14 protein-coding genes are annotated in these 19,388 nt (G+C 43.0%); 9 read left to right on the top strand and 5 right to left on the bottom strand.

From position 1 onward, the window contains the following. Positions 1-58: 58 nt before the first annotated feature. The 5 genes from JGK39_RS25800 to JGK39_RS25780 all read left to right on the top strand — a co-directional run bounded on the left by JGK39_RS25800 (position 59) and on the right by JGK39_RS25780 (position 9,416). Positions 59-4,441, top strand: a complete 4,383-nt coding sequence (locus JGK39_RS25800; RefSeq protein ID WP_293297765.1) for a tetratricopeptide repeat protein — start codon at positions 59-61, stop codon at positions 4,439-4,441. 85 nt (positions 4,442-4,526) lie between these two features. Next, positions 4,527-5,879 (top strand): tetratricopeptide repeat protein, encoded by a 1,353-nt coding sequence (locus JGK39_RS25795; protein WP_293297762.1) that lies wholly within the window; start codon positions 4,527-4,529, stop codon positions 5,877-5,879. 56 nt (positions 5,880-5,935) lie between these two features. Then, positions 5,936-7,210: a CmcI family methyltransferase gene (locus JGK39_RS25790; RefSeq protein ID WP_293259362.1), complete on the top strand. Its 1,275-nt coding sequence runs from the start codon at positions 5,936-5,938 to the stop codon at positions 7,208-7,210. A 28-nt stretch (positions 7,211-7,238) separates the two neighbouring features. Continuing rightward, positions 7,239-8,654: a tetratricopeptide repeat protein gene (locus JGK39_RS25785; RefSeq protein WP_293259359.1), complete on the top strand. Its 1,416-nt coding sequence runs from the start codon at positions 7,239-7,241 to the stop codon at positions 8,652-8,654. Positions 8,655-8,747: 93 nt separating this feature from the next. Continuing rightward, complete coding sequence (locus tag JGK39_RS25780) at positions 8,748-9,416, top strand: class I SAM-dependent methyltransferase (RefSeq protein ID WP_293259356.1); 669 nt, start codon at positions 8,748-8,750, stop codon at positions 9,414-9,416. Between the two features lie 547 nt (positions 9,417-9,963). Here the strand turns inward: JGK39_RS25780 and JGK39_RS25775 are convergent. After that, complete coding sequence (locus JGK39_RS25775) at positions 9,964-12,240, bottom strand: glycosyltransferase (protein ID WP_293259353.1); 2,277 nt, start codon at positions 12,238-12,240, stop codon at positions 9,964-9,966. 91 nt (positions 12,241-12,331) lie between these two features. Further along, on the bottom strand, positions 12,332-13,810 hold the full coding sequence (locus tag JGK39_RS25770) for a glycosyltransferase family 4 protein (RefSeq protein WP_293259350.1): 1,479 nt from the start codon (positions 13,808-13,810) through the stop codon (positions 12,332-12,334). 335 nt (positions 13,811-14,145) lie between these two features. Between JGK39_RS25770 and cysC the strand changes: the two genes are divergently transcribed. Further along, the gene (cysC, locus tag JGK39_RS25765; protein ID WP_293259347.1) at positions 14,146-14,697 is read left to right on the top strand and encodes an adenylyl-sulfate kinase; all 552 of its coding nucleotides are present in this window, start codon (positions 14,146-14,148) and stop codon (positions 14,695-14,697) included. A gap of 139 nt (positions 14,698-14,836) precedes the next feature. Continuing rightward, complete coding sequence (locus tag JGK39_RS25760) at positions 14,837-15,154, top strand: hypothetical protein (protein WP_293259344.1); 318 nt, start codon at positions 14,837-14,839, stop codon at positions 15,152-15,154. Positions 15,155-15,805: 651 nt separating this feature from the next. On the opposite strand, the gene JGK39_RS25755 is transcribed toward JGK39_RS25760, so the two are convergent. From JGK39_RS25755 to JGK39_RS25745, 3 genes are all read right to left on the bottom strand, one after another. Next, positions 15,806-15,967, bottom strand: coding sequence for a hypothetical protein (locus JGK39_RS25755; RefSeq protein ID WP_293297759.1), 162 nt, complete (start codon positions 15,965-15,967; stop codon positions 15,806-15,808). 613 nt (positions 15,968-16,580) lie between these two features. Continuing rightward, positions 16,581-16,802: a hypothetical protein gene (locus JGK39_RS25750; protein WP_293259335.1), complete on the bottom strand. Its 222-nt coding sequence runs from the start codon at positions 16,800-16,802 to the stop codon at positions 16,581-16,583. Further along, complete coding sequence (locus tag JGK39_RS25745) at positions 16,799-18,568, bottom strand: S8 family peptidase (protein WP_293259332.1); 1,770 nt, start codon at positions 18,566-18,568, stop codon at positions 16,799-16,801. The genes JGK39_RS25750 and JGK39_RS25745 overlap by 4 nt, the downstream gene beginning before the upstream one ends. On the opposite strand from JGK39_RS25745, the gene JGK39_RS25740 reads away from it, so the two are divergent. Further along, positions 18,567-18,728 (top strand): hypothetical protein, encoded by a 162-nt coding sequence (locus JGK39_RS25740; RefSeq protein WP_293259329.1) that lies wholly within the window; start codon positions 18,567-18,569, stop codon positions 18,726-18,728. The genes JGK39_RS25745 and JGK39_RS25740 overlap by 2 nt on opposite strands. A 94-nt stretch (positions 18,729-18,822) precedes the next feature. Then, complete coding sequence (locus JGK39_RS25735) at positions 18,823-19,239, top strand: hypothetical protein (RefSeq protein WP_293259326.1); 417 nt, start codon at positions 18,823-18,825, stop codon at positions 19,237-19,239. The last annotated feature ends 149 nt before the right edge of the window (positions 19,240-19,388 follow it).

Here is a 19,388-nt window from a genome sequence, read left to right as displayed (position 1 = left end):
AAGTCCACTAAAGTGGACTAAAGAGTCGTGTTTTAGTCCTCTTGAGAGGACTTGTGCTATGAGACAGGGGTTTCAACCCCTGTCGGACTCGGACTCGGACTCGGACTCCGAATTGGAATCGGAATTGGACTCTGACTTTGAAAGCATAAAACACCCCTCCATCGTCAATGGGAACGAACAGAAATCCGAATGTCACGGTTTAGATTGTCAGCGGTGTCTCAGGCGGATTTTCAAACAGTTTGAAGCCGTGCATTTAGGTGATGGCGTATATTCTTGCGATCGCCAGGAAAAAACGGCTTTTGAGTCGCCGGAAACCTTTGTGACTTCGCTCCCCAACGGGCGGGCTTGGATTGTACCGCAGAAAAATTCTTGGATGATTTGCAATGCTATGGCAATTGTCGATTCTGGCGATCGGCTGTTACCCGAACTTTCCCGCGAATATCCGGGCGAGTTGCCGGGATGCGAAAATCAACATTCTACTCAGCACAGGTTTTTGAAGTTACAACCGGAAGAATTGCCGCCTTTAGAAAAGATAGACGGTACGGTGGCGGTATTGGCCGGACTTTCGGGAAATGTCTATTTTCACTGGATGGTAGATATCTTGCCCCGCATCGAAATTCTGCACCGTTGGGGGGTAAATCTGGAGGAGATAGATTGGTTTTTGGTGAATAGCTGCTCGCAGCCTTTTCAGCGAGAAACCCTGAAAGCATTGGGAATTCCTGAATATAAAATTATTGAGAGCGATCGCCATCCTTACATTCAAGCCAAACATTTAATTGTTCCCTCGTTTTCAGGATATTTGGGCTGGCTGTCAACCCAGGGACTGGATTTTTTGAGGCGAGTTTTTTCAAGAGAACAATCTCCTAAACTCCCAGAAAGTTGCGCTAGGGAGAGCAAAAATACTCACCCCGAACGCCTTTATATCAGCCGCAGCAAATGCAGCTACCGGCGAGTTATCAATGAAGAACAAGTCATCGATTTTTTAAGCGGATTTGGCTTTGTTCCAGTGCTACTAGAATCTATGACTTTGAACGAGCAGATAGCTTTATTTGCTGGTGCAAAAGTAATTGTCGCGCCGCACGGCAGCGGTTTAACAAATATTATCTTCTGTTCTCCGGGAACAAAGGTAATTGAGCTGACCTCTGGGAATTATATCAGGCATTACTATTGGGCGATCGGTCAGCAGCTAAATCTCGAACATTATTACGTAACAGGAGAGAACTTTGAGTGCTATCCAATCCGACAGTTAATGTATCAAAATCCATTAACTGAAGATATTTTAGTGAACTTGAAGGATCTCAAAATAATGCTGGGCAATGTTAATGTCATTACCTCTAAAAAACCACTAAATTTAATATCCCGAGAAAACCCTAAAAAAACCACCAAAATCATGAACCAAGAATCAGGCGATTATTTCCAAAAACGGGCAGAGTTTTATTTAAAACAAGGCAAGTTAGCTGATGCTATAGCGGCTTGCGAGCAAGCCTTGAAAAACCAACCAAATTTTGCACCAGCTTACAATACCTTGGGCAAAATTAGTGCGGCACAAGGAAATTCAGCTAAAGCAAAGCATTGGTACACAAAAGCTCTGGAAATTCAGCCGAATTTTGCGGAAGTTTATACTGACCTGGCGGCTCTGTATGCCGAAGAAAAGAAATTGGAAATGGCTGTAGATTCTCAGCAAAAATCAACCTCGATACCGATGACAAATACACTAACCAATCAGAATGATATCTCGGGTATTTTAGCTTTCAATCCTGATGATATTGAAGTTTACATTCAAGGTGCAGAATCGTTTTATGCTCTCAGGAAATTTGAGCAGGCGGCGACAGCTTGCCAGCGAGTTATCCAAGTTAAACCAGATGCGAGGGTTTATAAAATTTGGGGGAATGCTAGGCAAGCTCAAGGCAAGGTAGAGGAAGCGAAAAACTGCTACGCTAAGGCTATTGAACTCGATCCTGATTTTGCTGAAGCTTATACTAATTTGGGGACGCTTTATGCTCAGGAACAGCAGTGGCAATCGGCGATCGCATTTTACCAAAAGGCGATCGCCCTTCAGCCGAATTTAGCCTCAACTTACCGAAATTTAGCTCGGGTGTGGGCGCAAATGGGGCAGCTATCGGAGGCTGACGGGTGCTGGTTTAAAGCGTATTCTCTGGAACCTGCCAAAGCCACGCCTGAAGAACACATCCAATTGGGCGATAACTTTTTGAGGCAGAATCAGGTAACGCAGGCGATACGCTGTTACTGCCACGCGATCGAGCTAAACCCCAATTTAAACCAGGCTTACCAACAATTAGGAAATGCTCTCAAAGCTCAAAGAAAGTTGCAGGAAGAAATTGCCAACTATCGAAAAAATAGCGAAAATCAGGCTAATCTTTCTGGGGATTTGTTGAATACAGTAGTGGTGGGTGGCAACCCAAAATCTGAGTTACCTCAGAATCCCCAAACATCTACTTTGCAGGCAAATATTCCAGCTAATTCTTTGCAACTAAATTCGACAAATTCTGCTGAACAACCTCGCGTAGAGTTGCAGCAAAAGCAAACAATTCCTGCTGTATCGCAACTGTTAAATACGATCGCCCATCCGGCAAATTCTGCACCCGCTGTTCCCAACTCGGCTGATGTTTCGCCCCAGGTAACGGTTGTTGACAGCGGTTTTGCGGCAGATTTGCGGAGGCAGGATACGGCGGATAACTGCATTCAGCGGGCAGAATCCTATGGCGCTCAAAAACAATTCGATCGGGCTATTGCTGAGTGCCAGCGAGCCATTGAAATTCAACCCGATGCGGTGGCTGCTTACAAACTGTGGGGCAGTATTTTGCAAGGGCGGGGGAATTTAGCAGGGGCGATCGAGTGCTATCAAACAGTTGTCAAAATTAATTCTAGCGACGTGCAAGCCTACGTAAATCTCGGCAGTTTGTATGCGATGAACAAACAGCGACAGCAGGCGATCGCTTGTTACCAAAAGGCGATCGCCCTCCAGCCGAATTTAGCAGCAGCTTACCGGAATTTGGCTCGGGTGTGGACGCAGGATGGCAAGCTGGAAGAGGCGAATGAGTGCTGGTACGAAGCATTTTCGCTGGAACCGGAAAAGGTATCGCCCAATCACCACTTTAAACTGGGAAATATTTTGTTTCGGCAAGGCAAAATTACTCAGGCGATCGCCTGTTACCAGCGCGCGATCGAGTTAAATCCGAACTTGAATGGTGTTTACCAAAATCTGGCGAAAGCGCTCACAAAACAAGGCAAGTTGGATGAAGCTGCTGTCTGCTTGCAAAAAGCGGTGGCACTTAACGGCAACTATTCAGTATCTGGCAGTAAAGCAGTGGATTCTGTTGCCGCCGCGACACGGGTAAGCGCCCATGAAAACAGTCACCAACCTGCTGCGGAAACTGGGGATACAATTGCGTCTTCGGTAGAGATAAATAATCCTGCAAAGCCTGCGGAAACTCTCAGATTGTCTGCAAAGGCGATCGACTCTGGCAAACCTGTGACCGCTGTCAATTCTCTCAGTGCAGAAGCATATATCAAACAGGCAGAATCTTATTACGCCCAGGGTAAATTTGATGAGGCGATAAATGAGTGCAAGCGAGCCATTGAAATCAAACCCGAGGTGGCAATTGCTTACAAGATTGCGGGGAATGCTACTCAAGCAATGGGAAAGGTTGATGCTGCTAAGTATTGGTACACAGAAGCCTTGAAAATTGAGCCAAATTTTGCGGAAATTCATGCCAATTTAGGCAGCCTTTACGCTCAGCAGAAACAGTGGCAAAAGTCTATTGCTTGTTACCACAAATCAATTGAACTCAAACCGGAGTTAGTATCGGCTTACCGGAATTTAGCTAAGGTTTTTTTGCAGTCTGGCCAGCCGCAAGCAGGGGCTGAATACTGGTATGAGGCTCTCACTTTAGATATCAATTGGGCAACGGCTGAGGAACACTTTACTCTGGGCAATACTTTGCTAGAGTTCGGTCAGTTGGAGAAGGCTGTTTCCTGTTACCGGCGGGCGATTCAGTTGCAGCCGAGTTATGCGGATGCTTATCACAATTTAGGGGAAGTTTTGAGCGTTCGGGGTGAGTGGGAAGATGCGATCGCAGCTTACCAAGAAGCGATCGAACTGAACCCGTATTATGAGGGGTCTCATTACAGTTTGGGGAAAGTTTGGGCTAATCTCGATCGGCGGGAAGATGCGATCGCCTGTTATCGGACGGCGATCGAGTTGAATCCCAGCTTTGCTCAAGCTTATCAAAGTTTGGGAGAGGTCTTAAACAGTCGCGGTCAGTTGGATGAGGCGATCGGGTGTTATGAAAAAACCATTGAATTGAAACCGGACATCTGGGAATTTCACCACAAATTAGGTGATGCTTTGCAAGAAAAAGGCGAAATTGATGGGGCGATCGAGGCTTACAATCGCGCGATCGAACTGGCAAAAAATTAGCTATCTACTTTCCGGATAGTGATTCAGGCAACAGAATAATAAATCACAAGGATTTGACTCTCTCAATTTTTAGAAGGTATAGGATATGAACAGCGAAAGCAATAAAATCATAGAATTTCCTCTTAATAATAATTCCGATTCATTCCTGGCACGCCAACCAATTGACAATTTATTAAATCCGCAATCTTTGGCTTTTAAAAAAGCACATTCAGAAGGTGATAAAAAAGATAGGAAATGGCCCCATTTATCTGGCAGAGTTAATGCTAGTTTTAGTTCTGCCAAACCTCACTACAGCTTAGGAAAAGCTTTTGCCAAAAAAGGAGAGTGGGAAGAGGCTATTGCCTCCTATCGCCAAGCTTTAGATTTAGACTCTAATTCAGCAGAGATTTACCATGGTTTGGGAGATGCTCTTGTTAAAAATGGCGCATTAGATGAAGCGGTCATAAATTATCAAAAAGCTATCGAAATTCAGCCGGATTTGTGGGAAGTTCATCACAATTTGGGGGATATTTGGCAAGGACAAGGCAGATTGGATGAGGCGGTTGCTGCGTATCGTCTGGCGATCGCATTTAACCCCGATTTTTCTTGGTCGCACAATAATTTAGGGGATGTGCTGATTAAGCAGGAGATGTGGGAGGAGGCGGTGTCAGCGTATAAAAGTGCGATCGGGTTAAATCCAGGCTTCCATTGGTCTCACTATAACTTAGCGGATGCTTTGGTGCGGTTGGAGATGTGGGAAGATGCGATCGCTTCTTATCGGTGTGCCATTAATTTAAAGTCGGATCTGCCAAGAGTGCATACAAAGTTAGCGGATGTTCTGCTAAATCAAATTCGCTTGTATTCAGAGGAAGCTGTTAATGCGTATCGTCAGGCGGTTGAGGTAAACCCTGAAGATGTGGAAATCTATCATAAAGCGCTGAATTTGAAGCCCGATGATGCTGAACTCTACTTCCTCCTAGGAAAAGCGTTAGTGAGGCAAAATCGTCTTGATGCAGGAATTATGTTTTACAAAATGGGGCTTAAGATTCAACCCGATGATGTGACAGTTTACTGTGAATTAGGGAATGCTTTAGTACACACCCACAAATTGACTCAGGCGATCGCAGCTTTCCGCTGTGCTATTAATATCGATCCCAACCATTTTTGGTGCTACCACCATTTGGGAGATACTCTTGCCAAACAAGGCCGATTAGATGAAGCGATCGCAACTCTGCGTTTGGGTATTGAGATAAATCCCGGCTTTGATTCTTGTTGGTCTCTCAGTATCTTGGCTAGCATTTTGGATAAAAAAGGTCAGATCGAGGAAGCGATCGCCTGTTATCAAAAAGCCATTGAAATTAATCCTAATCACTCGGGCTTTCATGAAAAATTGGGCGATATTCTTGCCAAACAAGGTAAGTTGGTAGAAGCTACTGCTGTTTACCTCCAATCGATTTAGCTTCAGAATTCACGAATAAATTGTCAATACAAACCCACCAATTAGAGGTACATGAAATGATTGAGCAAGAGAATTTAATTCAAAATTGCAGCCAAGAATCAGATTCGCTCCGCCAACAAGGAGAACAATTAGCGAAACAAGGTAAATGGCATGAAGCGATCGAATGCTATCGCTCTGCAATTCACTTAAATCCCGAGTCAGCGGAAACTTATTACCAATTAGGTGTATCCCTGAAACAAATAACCCATTGGGATGAAGCCGTAACTTATTTCAAAAAGTCTTTAGAAATCAACCCTAATTTGTCTTGGTCTCATAATTTTTTAGGACAAATCTTAGCCATCCAAGGTAAATTAGATGAAGCCATTTCTACCTACAAAAATGCCATCGAAAAAGGAGTTATGTTACCCTGGTTTCATGAACATTTAGGTAATTTATTGCTACAGCAAGGTAAATTAGATGATGCAGTTGATTGTTACCGCTGCGCCATTAAAGTCAACCCAGAATCAGCAGATATTTATGATTCTCTAGGAGTCGCCTTGCAGAAACAGGGTAATTTGACAGAAGCCCTAAATTATTATCAAAAAGCCATCGAAATCCAACCAGAATTCTTAAAATACAGAAAAACTTTTGCAGCAGCTCTAACCACTCAAGGCAAGGTAGAGGATGCAGTGATTGCTTACCGCAATGATATTCCTAGCCATCCAAGTACAGCGTTGAAAGAAATAGTTAAACAGGCTTGGATAGTTGGCAATCAAATCGACCTAAGTGACTGTACTTATGGGATTTGGCATGATGGAAAAAAAGTGTTTTCCCAGCCGAGTAGTTATTACTATTTTTTAGCCGGTATGGTTCGCAATCATCGGCTGAGTAGAATCTTAGAAATTGGAACCTATCGGGGTGGCAGCATCATGGCTATGCACCGGGCTTTGGAGGATAAATCACTTGCCAAACTCGTGACCGTAGATATTAATTTATTTGAAGAAGAGAGGCTCAAAAGTTTTACCGAAATTGAACGGATTACAGGAGATGCAGTTAGCAAACAAGTAATTTCTGAAGTTGTCAAAAAATTTGATGGAGAGCCTATCGATCTAATTTATATTGATGGCGATCATAAATATGAGAGTACAATCGCTGCTTACGGCATTTACACTACCCTTTTAAAACCCAGGTTTGTAATCTTTGATGACATCACCTTAAATGACAGTATGTTCAGGATGTGGCGGGAGCTTTTGAGGACACAAGGTGAAAAAATTATCAATGCTGTGGAAGTAGAACCCAGTATTCGTCCAGAACAAACCAATCCAGGTTTTGGTCTAATTCAAATTCGATAAATCGTCAAGTCAACAAGAAATAACCGCTATGAACCAGGAAGCTACTCAAATTTATTTTCAGCAAGGAAACACACTCATTAAGGAAGGTAAGATTGATGAAGCGATCGCATCTTACCGCAGTGCGATCGTCCTAGAGCCTAAAGTCGCCCTACTTCATCACCGTCTAGGGGATGCTTTGCTAACCCAAGGTTCCCTTAATGAAGCCGTTGCCAGTCATCGCAAAGCCATTGAGCTTCAATCGGAAGTATCGTGGTTTTATTACCGCTTGGGACAAGCTCTAGCTCAACAAGGTAACTTAGATGAGGCGATCGTCAATTTACAAACTGCCATGCAGCTTGAACCCACTCTACCCGGAATTTACGAAAACTTAGGGAATGTATTGCAGCAACAAGGAAAATTTGATGAAGCCTTTACCTGTTACCTCAAAGCAGTTAAAATAGAACCCAATTCAATTCATGAATACTATGATAAATTGTCCTACTCTGACCTCACTACAAATCAATTAACAGCCGCGATTTCTTGTTTAAAAGACATCTGCCAACAGCGCCATGACGTACCATTAATATACACTTTATTAGGCAACTTGCTGACAAAAAACAATCAGATTGATGCCGCAATATCGTATTATTATACTGCAATGTATAAACAAACCCTACTCTCTCACCCTGACTTAGTTTCAAACCAATGGAATTTAGAGCAAGTGCAGGGGCCCAACTTTTTGATTATGGGTGGGATGAGGTGTGGTACTACTTCTTTATATGAGTATTTAACCAAACATCCGCAAGTCGTGCCTGCTCTTAAAAAAGAAGTACAGTTTTGGAGTTGGGAGTACGCTAAAGGAATTGATTGGTATTTAGCTCATTTCCCACCCATTCCAGACGGAGAATCTTTTGTAACAGGAGAAGCAACTCCTTGTATGGGTTCTCCTTACTCCTGGGAACGATTATTCGAGTATTTTCCTAAGATTAAACTTATCGTCATCTTGAGAAATCCCATCGATCGTGCCTTATCTCATTACTCCCATCTCCAGAGATGTCTTGGCTGGGATCGTCGAACTTTTGAAGCAGCGATTCAATCAGAGATGGAAATCATTAAATCCATCGAAGATCCTTCCCTGGTGGATCAAACTTTCTTCGACATTGAATATGGCTATCTCTTGTCAGGGCTGTATGTTTGCTTTCTTGAGAAATGGATGAATCTTTTTCCCAGAGAACAGTTTTTATTTTTGAGAAGTGAAGACTTCTACATCGACTCATCCGTCCAGATGCAAAAAGTTTTCAATTTTCTGGATTTACCGGATTATCAGTTAGCTCACTATGAAAAGTATAACTTAGGAACCTATACATCTATGAGCGAATCCCTACGTCTCAACTTATCTGAGTTTTTCCAACCATACAACCAGAAGTTAGAGGAATATCTTGGTATGAAGTTTGACTGGCACTGATCGCCATTGGCTGTCATCCATCATTTCAATGAATGATAGCGGCAGGTATGTCAATGTTCGCGAATGAAAATCAATTATCCACGAGTAATAACAATGAATAACCCCTCTCAAAATCTTTCAAAAACCCTAGAAATAGCTGCTACTGAAGCAGTTATGTGGAAGGAGCATACTTATTACGATCAAGCAGAAAGTTGGCTCTCGGAAGATTATCCAGTATTAATTGAACCATTGATTAAAGATTGTGATTTTTCCGTTGTTATTGACTTAGCGGCAGGTCACGGTCGCAATAGTAATTTGCTGAAAACCAAGGCTAATAAAATCATTGTTGTTGATATCCATCAAGAAAACATTGATTTTTGTAAAAAAAGGTTTGCGGGCGATGACACCTTTGAATTTTTGATAAACGATGGCGTCACTCTGAAAGAAATTGCTGATAACTCTGTTACGCTGGTCTACTCATGGGATGCAATGGTACACTTTGACAGCGATGTTGTCCGGAGTTATATTAGCGAATTCAGCCGAGTTTTGAAACCGGGTGGAAAAGGCTTGTGCCACCATTCTAACTACGATAAAACGCCGGGTGGATGGTTTCAGTATAATCCCCATGCTAGAAACTTTATGACGGCTAACTTATTTGCACACTACTGTGCAAAAGAAGGATTAAAAGTATTGCATTCTCAGGTGATTAATTGGGGGAAAGACGACAATCTGGTTAAAGAGATGGATTGTATAACACTCTTTGAAAAACCATTAAATTGCTAAGAGGATATACTCAGCTATTAAGTAAGTGTAGATAATTCACTTTAAAATAGCTAGGTTTATAAACCGGGTTTCTTTAAGAAGCCCGGTTTCTCGGTGTTAATTTTGAGGCTCATATCTGATTGCTATATAGGTACGTTATACCAAGAAAGTAAAATTAATGCAACAGTAATCGAGCTGGGTGTGTCGCCAACAACAATCCCTAGCTACATATCGACAATTTAACAGATCCGCACCCGATCGCAATGGTTTTATAAACAAACACAACATTTATTGTGTAGTAATCTTTTGTGAAAATGGTATTACTCACTTGAAAAGCGCTGTAATTGAGTAGATTGGCGGTCAGTTTGGAGGGCGAATGTATCTTGTCAATCAACAGGGCTTTTGAACCAATAATTCGGATTTATTGTTTTTTATAGAAACTAATTTGCCATATATAAGCGTTTTAGCTTCTGTTGTCAAACCTTAGAAAATCAAAACTTAGATGCGTTTGTCCTAGGTTATTGTGATTTTACTTAATTGAAGCCAAGCTACTACGATTAAATACCTTTCAACTTGTCGAATCTAGCTTTTGATTAAGCGCTTCTGCTGTGTTTTTCCAAGCCAGAGATCGGTTTTCATGCCAGTTTTTCTGGAGTTCAAGTTCTCGGAGCCGATCTTGGAACCCCTCTTCAGACTGCCACAGATGTTCCACTGTTGTGAGCAAGGTATTAAGCTGTCGCTTGCTCCATTTAGATGTGTCTATTTGCAATAAGTATTGACGCAAATAATATCGCTCCATCGGCAAATTTTCTGACTGAATTAATGATTCATATTCCTTGGCGTACATGGAGAGAGGATAAGGATAATAGGCTATTGACTTTTCGGTGGCAACAGCAGCAGCTAAAATCTGCCAATTTACAGCTTGTAAGCCTCTGACTTGACAATATCTGAACTCTCTCAAAATGTCAATTGAAAAAAGTGCCGATAAATCCCGAGCTTGGTCTAGCTTAAGCAAATTGTATAAAGAATGCTCGACAAAGTTGATAGTTTCAGGAGTTAGATCGATCTTTAGTTGAGGACATACAACAACTTCAGCTTTGGCTGTCATAGCGGCTCTGACAAATTCTTCAATCATCAAAGGAAGGGCTATACTGTCAGCATGAAATGGCAAAAAGTATTTGCCCTCAGCTAGCAAAAATAACTCATTATACACTTCGCCCAAACTCGCGCTCGCTTCTATCTTAACAAATTTACATCTGCGGAAAAGAGTCTTTGCTTGAGCTATCAGTTCTGGTATAGACTGCTCAGCAGATGCTTTATAGAAAACAACAATATCTAGATTATTGTAAGTTTGTGCCTTGAGACTGGCAAGACATTCCAAAAGATGCTTGCCAAGTTGATAACAAACAACCCCAATTGTTACTCTAGGATTTTCTGAGGCGATCGCACTAGGTTTCGTGAAAGCTTGATTCATATGTTCAAGTCTCTGAGACAGCAGGCGTTGATTGACTTCCTCAAGAAAAGCGCGATCGGGAATGGATGCCTTTTCGGGAACGGCAGAGACAGCTTGAATCATAGCTTGAGCGAGGGAGTAACAATCCCCTGGTTGAAACCATCGCACGCAAGAAGAGCGACGAATTAAGCCCAAGGTTTCTCTAAATCCCCCAGTATCAGAAACGATCAGATCGATCGGTAACTGTCCCATCTCCAAACCTGTATTCGGAAAATTTTCTTGAGCGCTAGTGAGACAGACTATAGGATAGTGTAAATTTCGGATTAATTCAATTGCTTCCTGACTAAACAAATCGGAAAATATTTTGTAGCTAAACTTACTTCCTAGTTCTTGCTCGATGTACTGCTGACTGTTGAGATGTTTGAGGTGCGATAATTGGAGTGTCACCACTTTACCTAAGAAAAAAATCTGAATTTTATCTTTGATAGATTCATCCAGAAGATGAAGAGCTTCTAAAAACATTAATAACCCTTTTCTTTCTTCCAACCTCCCAAAAAATACCAGAGTGATTTTTTCGGGATCAATATTGTTCTTAATAAGAGTTTGTTTACCCTTATTATTTAAGCACTTATTTTTGGTTTCTAAATCTTCTAAAATAGGAAAACAATATGGCAAATGAATTGCATGAGAGGTTTTCCATCCATAATTGTCTACTTTATCTTTGAGAAAATATGATAAAAATAAAGGTAAATCAGCCATTTCAAAAGAGAGCTGTTCGTAGTGACAAGCAGTCCGAAACCAATCAGAGTTATCTATAACATATTTGCCATGTGCCTCACTAATCCAATCATGTCCGCTGTGCATGGTTACGGCAGTAACACAATTATTTCCTAGTAACCCTGCTTGTTTAGCTCTGACAGTATGATATCCGAACCCAAAGAGTTCTGCAAACTCAACATATACCCGTGCATTTTTATAAGCAGAAACAATTGCTTGCGCGAACACTAGACTCCGAAAACTCTCGTAGTTAAACCAATCATCTTTTTTGAATTTAGATAGAATTAATTTGTGGATTGGCTGTAACTCCAAAACTTCTTCCACCTCACCTGTGGAGAAGATGTGCTTGAGTGCAGCTATCTTAGACTCGCCGCAGAACTTTTTCTCACTTCGACAAAGAATCAGAATAATATACCAACCTTCTGAGGCGAGTTTTTGGCTTAAAGTTGTATAGTAAGTCCCAATACCCCCATTTTTACCTATTCCTTCGTATTCAGAAGTGATAAGAACAGCCACTTGTTTAGCAGATAAATCAAAATCTTCAATATAATCATTTTGAAAGCTAACTTCAAATCCCACTTCAGATAGGGTTTGCCAATTCGATACTTTTTCCATATTCTTAAATTTTGTTAAAGGAACCAAGGGTTGATTTTCTCTAAATATTAGGTTTGATTGCGCCAAAACAGGTGTTTGAGCGATCGCCGGCTTATACTCCTAAGTAAATTCGATTTAGTAGCAACTCCCATTCAGACAAATTATTCAATGATTCAGGATCGAAGTATTCGCCTTTACCCCTAGAAAAATTCGCAAAAGTTGACAACCAATTTACAACCGTCTCGGTTGGCAAATATGGTGTGTACTTCAAGGATTTCTCTAAATACAAAGCCATTGCACTGCTATTTCCCTGACGGTAACTACACCAAGCATCCCATACTAGAGAACCATAATGTACTCGGTTTTCTAAGTACCGTATGTTTTTTGATACGTTTTGTATCTCAGGCTCGGCGGAAAAAGCCTGTTTGATGACTTCTAGATACTCTCTTACCATCCGCTCTTCGGTAAACATTTTTGTTGCCCTTTGTTGACAAGCGTGCCCCCTTTCTAGTAGTGTTTCTTTGTTTACAACCCAATCTAAAAGCGTATTAGCTAATTCTTGGGCTGTTGCCTCTGGATTGACATTAGGATCGGGTAGCAATTTTCCTGTATTGCCTAGTTGTTCTGGAATACCGCTAACTGCCGAAGCAATGACGATCAATCCTTTTGCCATCGCTTCCATAATAGAGAGAGGCATTCCTTCTACTTGTGAAGGTAAAATAAAAATATCGCTGGCATCGAGTAAGTCGGGAATATCCCAACGTCTTCCTAAAAATTTGATGTGTTCTGTTAAATCTAGTTCTTCGACAGATGCTTTCAGTTCGGCTTCGCAATTGTAATAGTCTCCTTCACCTGTTCCGGCCCATACAAAATAAATTTGACCCCAAATAAGACTTTCTTTTAACAATTTAATAGCTTGTATTTGATATTCATATCCTTTAATTTTTGAAAGTCGTGCTGCTGTGAAGCAAACCACGGCATTTTCAGGAATTTTCCACTCATGACGAAGTTTTTTACGAATGGATAAAACAGGAGCCTGAAAATACTGCGGTGGTCTACCGTAGTGAATTACTCGCCCTATTTCTGCGGGAAATTGAAAAATATCATGCAAGATATTTAAATTATTTTGAGAAACAGCTATAACAGCTTTGGCTTGGGTGTAATGATAGGACATTACTTCTATATAAGGAACTCCATCTTCAAAAGTAAAGTCTCTGGGAAATGGTTCAACGACTCCCAAAACAGTAATGTAGGGTATGCCTAGATCGATCGCGGCCTGTTTAGCGGCAAAATTAGCTAGAGGCCAACCGTCACTAAAAATAACTAAATCGGGTTTGCTAGTTGAAAAAAATTGTTTGGGTTGCTGAATATCTTTAAGAACTCGTGCAAAATCAGTAGTTAGATTGAAGTTAAGCCAGAATTGCTTAATTCCTAATTCTTTTTGTTGGCGGACTAAAAGATTAGATTGTTTCATTTGCACAGAGGTGACTTTGTAGCCTGCACTGACTAACCCGCAGAGTATTGAGTGATTGTATTGCTGAACTCCTCCTTCCGGTGGATTGTCTGTGTATAGTAAAATATGCTGACTCATATCTGCTGAGTTTAAATAATGTTGGGGGTTAACTTTAAGGCTAATTACTGGATACTATTTCTGGGAACTGGAACCCGGAAAATACTATTTAATTTTTCAATTCAAAAGAGCGATCGGTGTGAAACTGGAAGGACGCGATCGCTCCTCTCTGCCTTATCGAACAATTCCCAACTTACATCCTTGCCATATTTAACCCGGATCTGACAGCCAAGCCCCGAAACAATAACCATCAATAGCTGACAGCCTGTTCCACAACTGTGAATACAGGATTGTGCAGGCAGTTAACTGGCACAGAACACAATATCCATAATTACTGTTTAAGGAAGGAATTAGATATGCAACAGGATGGGATTTCCGTATGGTTCACGGGTTTGAGCGGTGCCGGCAAAACTACAATTAGCACTGAACTAGCCAAAGTTTTGCGCCGCCAGGGACACCAAGTAGAAGTTTTAGATGGCGATACAGTCCGCAAAAGTCTCACTAGAGATTTAGGTTACAGTAGAGCCGATCGCGATGAAAATATCCGCCACATTGGCTTTGTCGCCGATCTTTTGACTCGGAACGGTGTAATTGTTTTGGTTTCAGTCATTTCGCCCTATCGCGATGTCAGAGAGGAAGTGCGACACCAAATCGGAAACTTTATGGAAGTTTACGTGAATGCTCCCCTCGAAGTTTGCGAAGAGCGAGATGTGAAGGGACTTTACAAGAAAGCTCGTGCTGGTGAGATTCGAGGTTTTACGGGCATTGACGATCCTTATGAACCACCCCTTCACCCGGAAGTAGAATGCCTCACGGATCGGGAAACGGTAAGAGAGAGTGTAACTAAAGTGATGGATAAATTAGAAGTGTTTTGGGCGAACACTGCTCTATCTTCTGCTCAACTTTAAATGTTGATGTGTTGATTTTTTATCTGTTGGGTTTATGTGAGATTTTCGATATGTTGGGGTGAGGGATAGATCCCCAAATATCTACTGGTTTGAGGCCATTTCACTAAAACAATTAATCAGCCAAGGTCAATAAAATATTATGTCATCTCACAAACCTTTTATTCCCCCTCCCGAACCACTGAATAAATCCAAGGATCACTACAAAATTCAAGGAGAACCCTACAAGCATCTTGAAATTGAAATTAATTTAATTTCGTTAAAGTTCATAGGTACTGCTATTTTATTAGGGGTTCCTTATGTGTGTTTGATTCTGATGATAGACTCATTGGGTTTGAAATTTTTAACGGCTATTTTGATAGGAACAGGTATCTTGATAGGGGGAACGATCGGGCTTTTATACTATTTAAACAGACAAGAGCCTGTCAAACCGCCGGCCAATCAAAACAAGCGGCGTTAATACCCAGCGCCAAACTCAATCCTGGATCTGACGCTAGCTCCATCCGACATAGGATCGCCCCTCCCGACTCCAAAATTCAGATTTTGCGTATCCTCAAGCGATCGCCCTGTTGAAAAATTTGATACAACTGTCCGGATTGCTACTGAATTCCCAGGAAAGTGGATTGGTAGATGCACCCTGATTAATTAACTCCCGACCAATTACGGCCGGGTTTTTTTTGTCGATCGCACGCACAGCCGTAAATTCTGGCAAATTTCCCCAATTGTCCGGAAAAAGGTGTAGTGTTACCGGAGAGTAGATTAGTAGATGCACCCTGATTAATTAACTCCCGACCAATTTTGGCCGGGTTTTTTTTTGAGCGATCGCACTTTCTCGGCAAATTCTGGCAAATTTCCGAAACTGTCCGGAACGAGGTACTGTCGCGCCGGAGATTAGATTAGTAGATGCACCCTGATTAATTAACTCCCGACCAATTTTGGCCGGGTTTTTTTTGAGCGATCGCACTTTGTGAGCAAATTCTGGCAAATTTCCCCAATTGTCCCGAAAGAGGTACGGTGCTACCGGAGATTAGATTAGTAGATGCACCCTGATTAATTAACTCCCGACCAATTTTGGTTTGGGGTTTTTTTTGCTCGATCGCAGACGCTTACCTTAAATTATGGGAAATTTCCGAAACTGTCCCGAAAGAGGTGCGGTGCTGCCGGAGAGTAGATTAGTAGATGCACCCTGATTAATTAACTCCCGACCAATTTTGGTTTGGGGTTTTTTTTTGAGCGATCGTACTTTCTCGGCAAATTCTGGCAAATTTCCCAAACTGTCCGGAACAAGGTGCGGTGCTACCGGAGATTAGATTAGTAGATGCACCCTGATTAATTAACTCCCGACCAATTTTGGTTTGGGGGTTTTTTTTTGTCGAACGCACGCTTTCGCCACAAATTCCTGCAAATTCTGGCAAACTGTCCGGAACAAGGTGCTGTGGGGCCGGAGATTAGATTAGTAGATGCACCCTGATTAATTAACTCCCGACCAATTTTGGCCGGGTTTTTTTTGCGGTATTGAGGCTGATGCTGAAAAAGTTTGAGGTGAGTTTCCGGATTGCGTGAGAATTCTGAGGAAGCTTAGTTGGTAGATGCACCCTGATTAATTAACTCCCGACCAATTTTGGCCGGGTTTTTTTTGTAGAATTTACCTCTAACAGTTTGAGAGCCGACACGCATGGGCCGAGAAACCCGGTTTCTACGAGTTTTGCTCTTGGGTAACGAGAAATGTTGAAAGAAACCGGGTTTCTGAAATCAATTTTATAAATTTTCCTGAATGTGGTGATGTCGGGGCGGACATTCAATTAGTAGATGCACCCTGATGAATAAACCCCAGCCAATGAAGGCCGGGGTTTTTTTTGATCGAAAGCTGGAGCGAGCCGATCGACCTACAACAGATCGAAAGACTGCACCTCAAGCACCGGCCCGATCATCGCAAAAGTCATCACATCCTTGCGGATTTCACCTTTGACGCTGACTTTCAGACCTGCTTTTTTCAACTCAGAAGGAGCATCCTTAAGTTCGTAAGTTTCCCCATCTTCGCCGACTAAAGCCCAAGTGCCCGGGCCTAATCCTTTGCGTTCAATTTCGCCTTTGACTGTAATACTCATGCTGACTGCGCCTCTGTTTTAATCGCCAAACGTGCCAATCCAAAACACAACAAAGCATTGACAATCAAGAATGTTTGTGCTACTAAACCAGTTCCCAATCCCCAAACTGCGGGAGAGAGAACAGCATTCACAGCCAAACAGCTAGCAAAGCCGATCGAAGTTGCGATCGCGATCCACTTCCACTGCTGGTGTCCCAACAGCAAAACAATCAAAATCCCGGGAATCAAAACGCTAGCAAACAAGGGATTCAGCATACTGCTGCCGTTAATTGCGCCGCCGAGTTCGGGGATAGAACTGCCCATGATTCTCATCGGCCACTGCGGCAAGTCAAATACGAACAAGTTGCGGAGGAAACAGAAGCCTGAACTTCCAGCTATCAAGCCGCCGGAAAAGCCCCAAGTCCACTGGAAGGGGAAATAATTCCGCAAAATGAAAGCCAGCAGGTAAGAACCGAGCACCATAGCAATTTTAGGTAACAGGGCGACTGCACCGCCGTCAATCCAGAAGCGGGGGCTGAGATAGCCGTTGTCGCGCAGCCAGCGGAAGAAGTCGCGGAAGTTGATTTGGCCTTTGTGGGCTAGCTGAACTGCTGCTGCTGCGTCTAGGTGTCCGGAACCAAAATGGTTTAAGGGGTCTTCTGTGACATTTCGCGAGGACTGCAAGAGTATGCTGCGAATTTGGTCTGGTTCTGTGATACCGGAGGCTTTAATCAGGGCTGCAACGCCGGCGACGTGGGGAGAAGCCATGCTGGTGCCTTGGTAGCCTTCAAAGACTTCGGTTCCTGTTTCTGGGTCGATCGTACTTTGGAGAATTTTGCCCAGTTCAGAACCGCCGGGGGCAGAAATGTCAACCCCTGCGCCGAAATTGGAATAATCAGCTTTTTCTTCGTTGGGGCCGAGGGCGGAAACGCCGATGACGTGGGGATAGCGGGCGGGATAGGAGGCGGAACTGTCGCCGGAGTTGCCTGCGGCTGCGATGATGACAACGCCTTTAGAGTGGGCGTAGTCGATCGCCTCTGCCATTAACTGACTTTCGCCGCCGCCGCCTAAACTCATGTTGATCACATCTGCGCCGTTGTCTGCTGCAAATTTAATGGCTTCGGCAATGTCGGAAACTGTACCGCCGCCGCTGCCGCCTAATACTTTGAGCGGCATTAAAGATGCTTCGTAGGCGATGCCTGCGACGCCGTAGTTGTTGTTAGTTGATTGGGCGACTGTACCGGCGACGTGAGTACCGTGGCCGTGGTCATCGTAGGCTTCGGCGCGATCGTTTACAAAGTCGTAGCCCGGTACAAATTTGGTTTCTTTTAAGTCGGCGACGGGGGTAATGCCCGTGTCAATTATCGCTACTGTTGTGCCGCTGCCTTTGGTTTCGTTCCAGGCAGATTCTACGTTGATGCTGCGGAGATTCCACTGCTTGGTATACATGGGGTCGTTTGGAATCTCGAAAGCGCTGTATACGTAGTTCGGTTCAATGTATTCGGTATCTTTAGCCAACTTTGATTTTCTCAGGGCGTTTAGCAAAGTGCGATCGCCCTTGACAACATACACGTTATCTGATGCTGAGAATTCGCTGTTGAGTTGCGGTGCGATTTGGTACTGTTGGGCGAGTTCTTCTACTCGTTTTGCAACATCAGGATTACCGATATCTTCACGAAAATCCAGCAAAATCGAGTCGTAAGTGCCTTGAGTAGCCAGTCCTGGGAAATTTGAAATTGCCCAGCCGAGCCCGATTAAAAATAAGCACAAAAGGAAAAACTTTTTCATGGCCGATCGTCCGTTTAGGGAAGGCTTGTTCACCACAATAACCAATTTTCAGTGCGATCGCCAGTTTTACGGGCGGCGGGTTCTGGAGAGCGATCGGGCTGGCGTTTGGTATTTGGTGGCGCGGGCTGCCCGTGCGATCGAAAATTGCTCTAGTTTCTAGTTTAAATTCCCGAGCAAGTTTGAGGAGTTCAATCAATTGTATCATTAAAGCAGATGGCAAACATAACCGGGAGTATTTTCAACAAGGATATTGCATGGAAAGAGGTTTAATGTGGCTGCCACTGCTGGCACTTTTTATCGGGCTGGCTTGGGCTGGATGGAACGAGTATCAAAAGCTAGAAGCGTATCGTGTCTGGGCGGAACAATTCGCTAAGGCAAAGTACGATATTTATGCTGTACTCGGTCAGCAAGAAGACTGTTTGACTTGGGGAAAACCTACTCGCAGCGGGCCTGTAAATTTGCAAACTTTTTCTTTGAAAAATGTGGAATCGCTGCGGTTGTTAGTTAACGGTGCCGTGGTAGATTTAGAGTCGCCGCCGAATTCTGGAAATGCGATCGCCCTAGAATTTTTGTTGAAAGATGCTGCTGCGGTGCAGGTTCCTTTTACCGAAATTCCTCTAGCGACTAAATGGGCAAAGTATTTGCAGCAGGAATTGCAGCAATTTCTCTAAGATTATCCAATCAGCGCAATTGCTGAATCAGATGATGTCCCGTATTAAATTGGTTTGTAGTGAGGACTTTAGTCCGCATAAAATCAGAGGACTAAAGTCCTCACTACAAACGAGAGAATGGTTTGTAGTGAGGACTTTAGTCCGCATAA

It is taken from the genome of Microcoleus sp. PH2017_12_PCY_D_A (assembly GCF_020738565.1).
Taxonomy (GTDB): Bacteria; Cyanobacteriota; Cyanobacteriia; order Cyanobacteriales; family Microcoleaceae; genus Microcoleus.
This window is presented reverse-complemented; position numbering and strand designations above follow the sequence as displayed.

What these genes read in the sequence shown, in the direction of transcription:
- JGK39_RS25795 (WP_293297762.1), top strand. Translation starts at nt 4,527, where the DNA reads ATGAACAGCGAAAGCAATAAAATCATAGAATTTCCTCTTAATAATAAT.
- JGK39_RS25760 (WP_293259344.1), top strand. Translation starts at nt 14,837, where the DNA reads ATGTCATCTCACAAACCTTTTATTCCCCCTCCCGAACCACTGAATAAA.
- JGK39_RS25735 (WP_293259326.1), top strand. Translation starts at nt 18,823, where the DNA reads ATGGAAAGAGGTTTAATGTGGCTGCCACTGCTGGCACTTTTTATCGGG.
- JGK39_RS25740 (WP_293259329.1), top strand. Translation starts at nt 18,567, where the DNA reads ATGGCCGATCGTCCGTTTAGGGAAGGCTTGTTCACCACAATAACCAAT.
- JGK39_RS25775 (WP_293259353.1), bottom strand. Translation starts at nt 12,240, where the DNA reads ATGGAAAAAGTATCGAATTGGCAAACCCTATCTGAAGTGGGATTTGAA.
- JGK39_RS25785 (WP_293259359.1), top strand. Translation starts at nt 7,239, where the DNA reads ATGAACCAGGAAGCTACTCAAATTTATTTTCAGCAAGGAAACACACTC.
- JGK39_RS25800 (WP_293297765.1), top strand. Translation starts at nt 59, where the DNA reads ATGAGACAGGGGTTTCAACCCCTGTCGGACTCGGACTCGGACTCGGAC.
- cysC (WP_293259347.1), top strand. Translation starts at nt 14,146, where the DNA reads ATGCAACAGGATGGGATTTCCGTATGGTTCACGGGTTTGAGCGGTGCC.
- JGK39_RS25770 (WP_293259350.1), bottom strand. Translation starts at nt 13,810, where the DNA reads ATGAGTCAGCATATTTTACTATACACAGACAATCCACCGGAAGGAGGA.
- JGK39_RS25780 (WP_293259356.1), top strand. Translation starts at nt 8,748, where the DNA reads ATGAATAACCCCTCTCAAAATCTTTCAAAAACCCTAGAAATAGCTGCT.
- JGK39_RS25750 (WP_293259335.1), bottom strand. Translation starts at nt 16,802, where the DNA reads ATGAGTATTACAGTCAAAGGCGAAATTGAACGCAAAGGATTAGGCCCG.
- JGK39_RS25745 (WP_293259332.1), bottom strand. Translation starts at nt 18,568, where the DNA reads ATGAAAAAGTTTTTCCTTTTGTGCTTATTTTTAATCGGGCTCGGCTGG.
- JGK39_RS25790 (WP_293259362.1), top strand. Translation starts at nt 5,936, where the DNA reads ATGATTGAGCAAGAGAATTTAATTCAAAATTGCAGCCAAGAATCAGAT.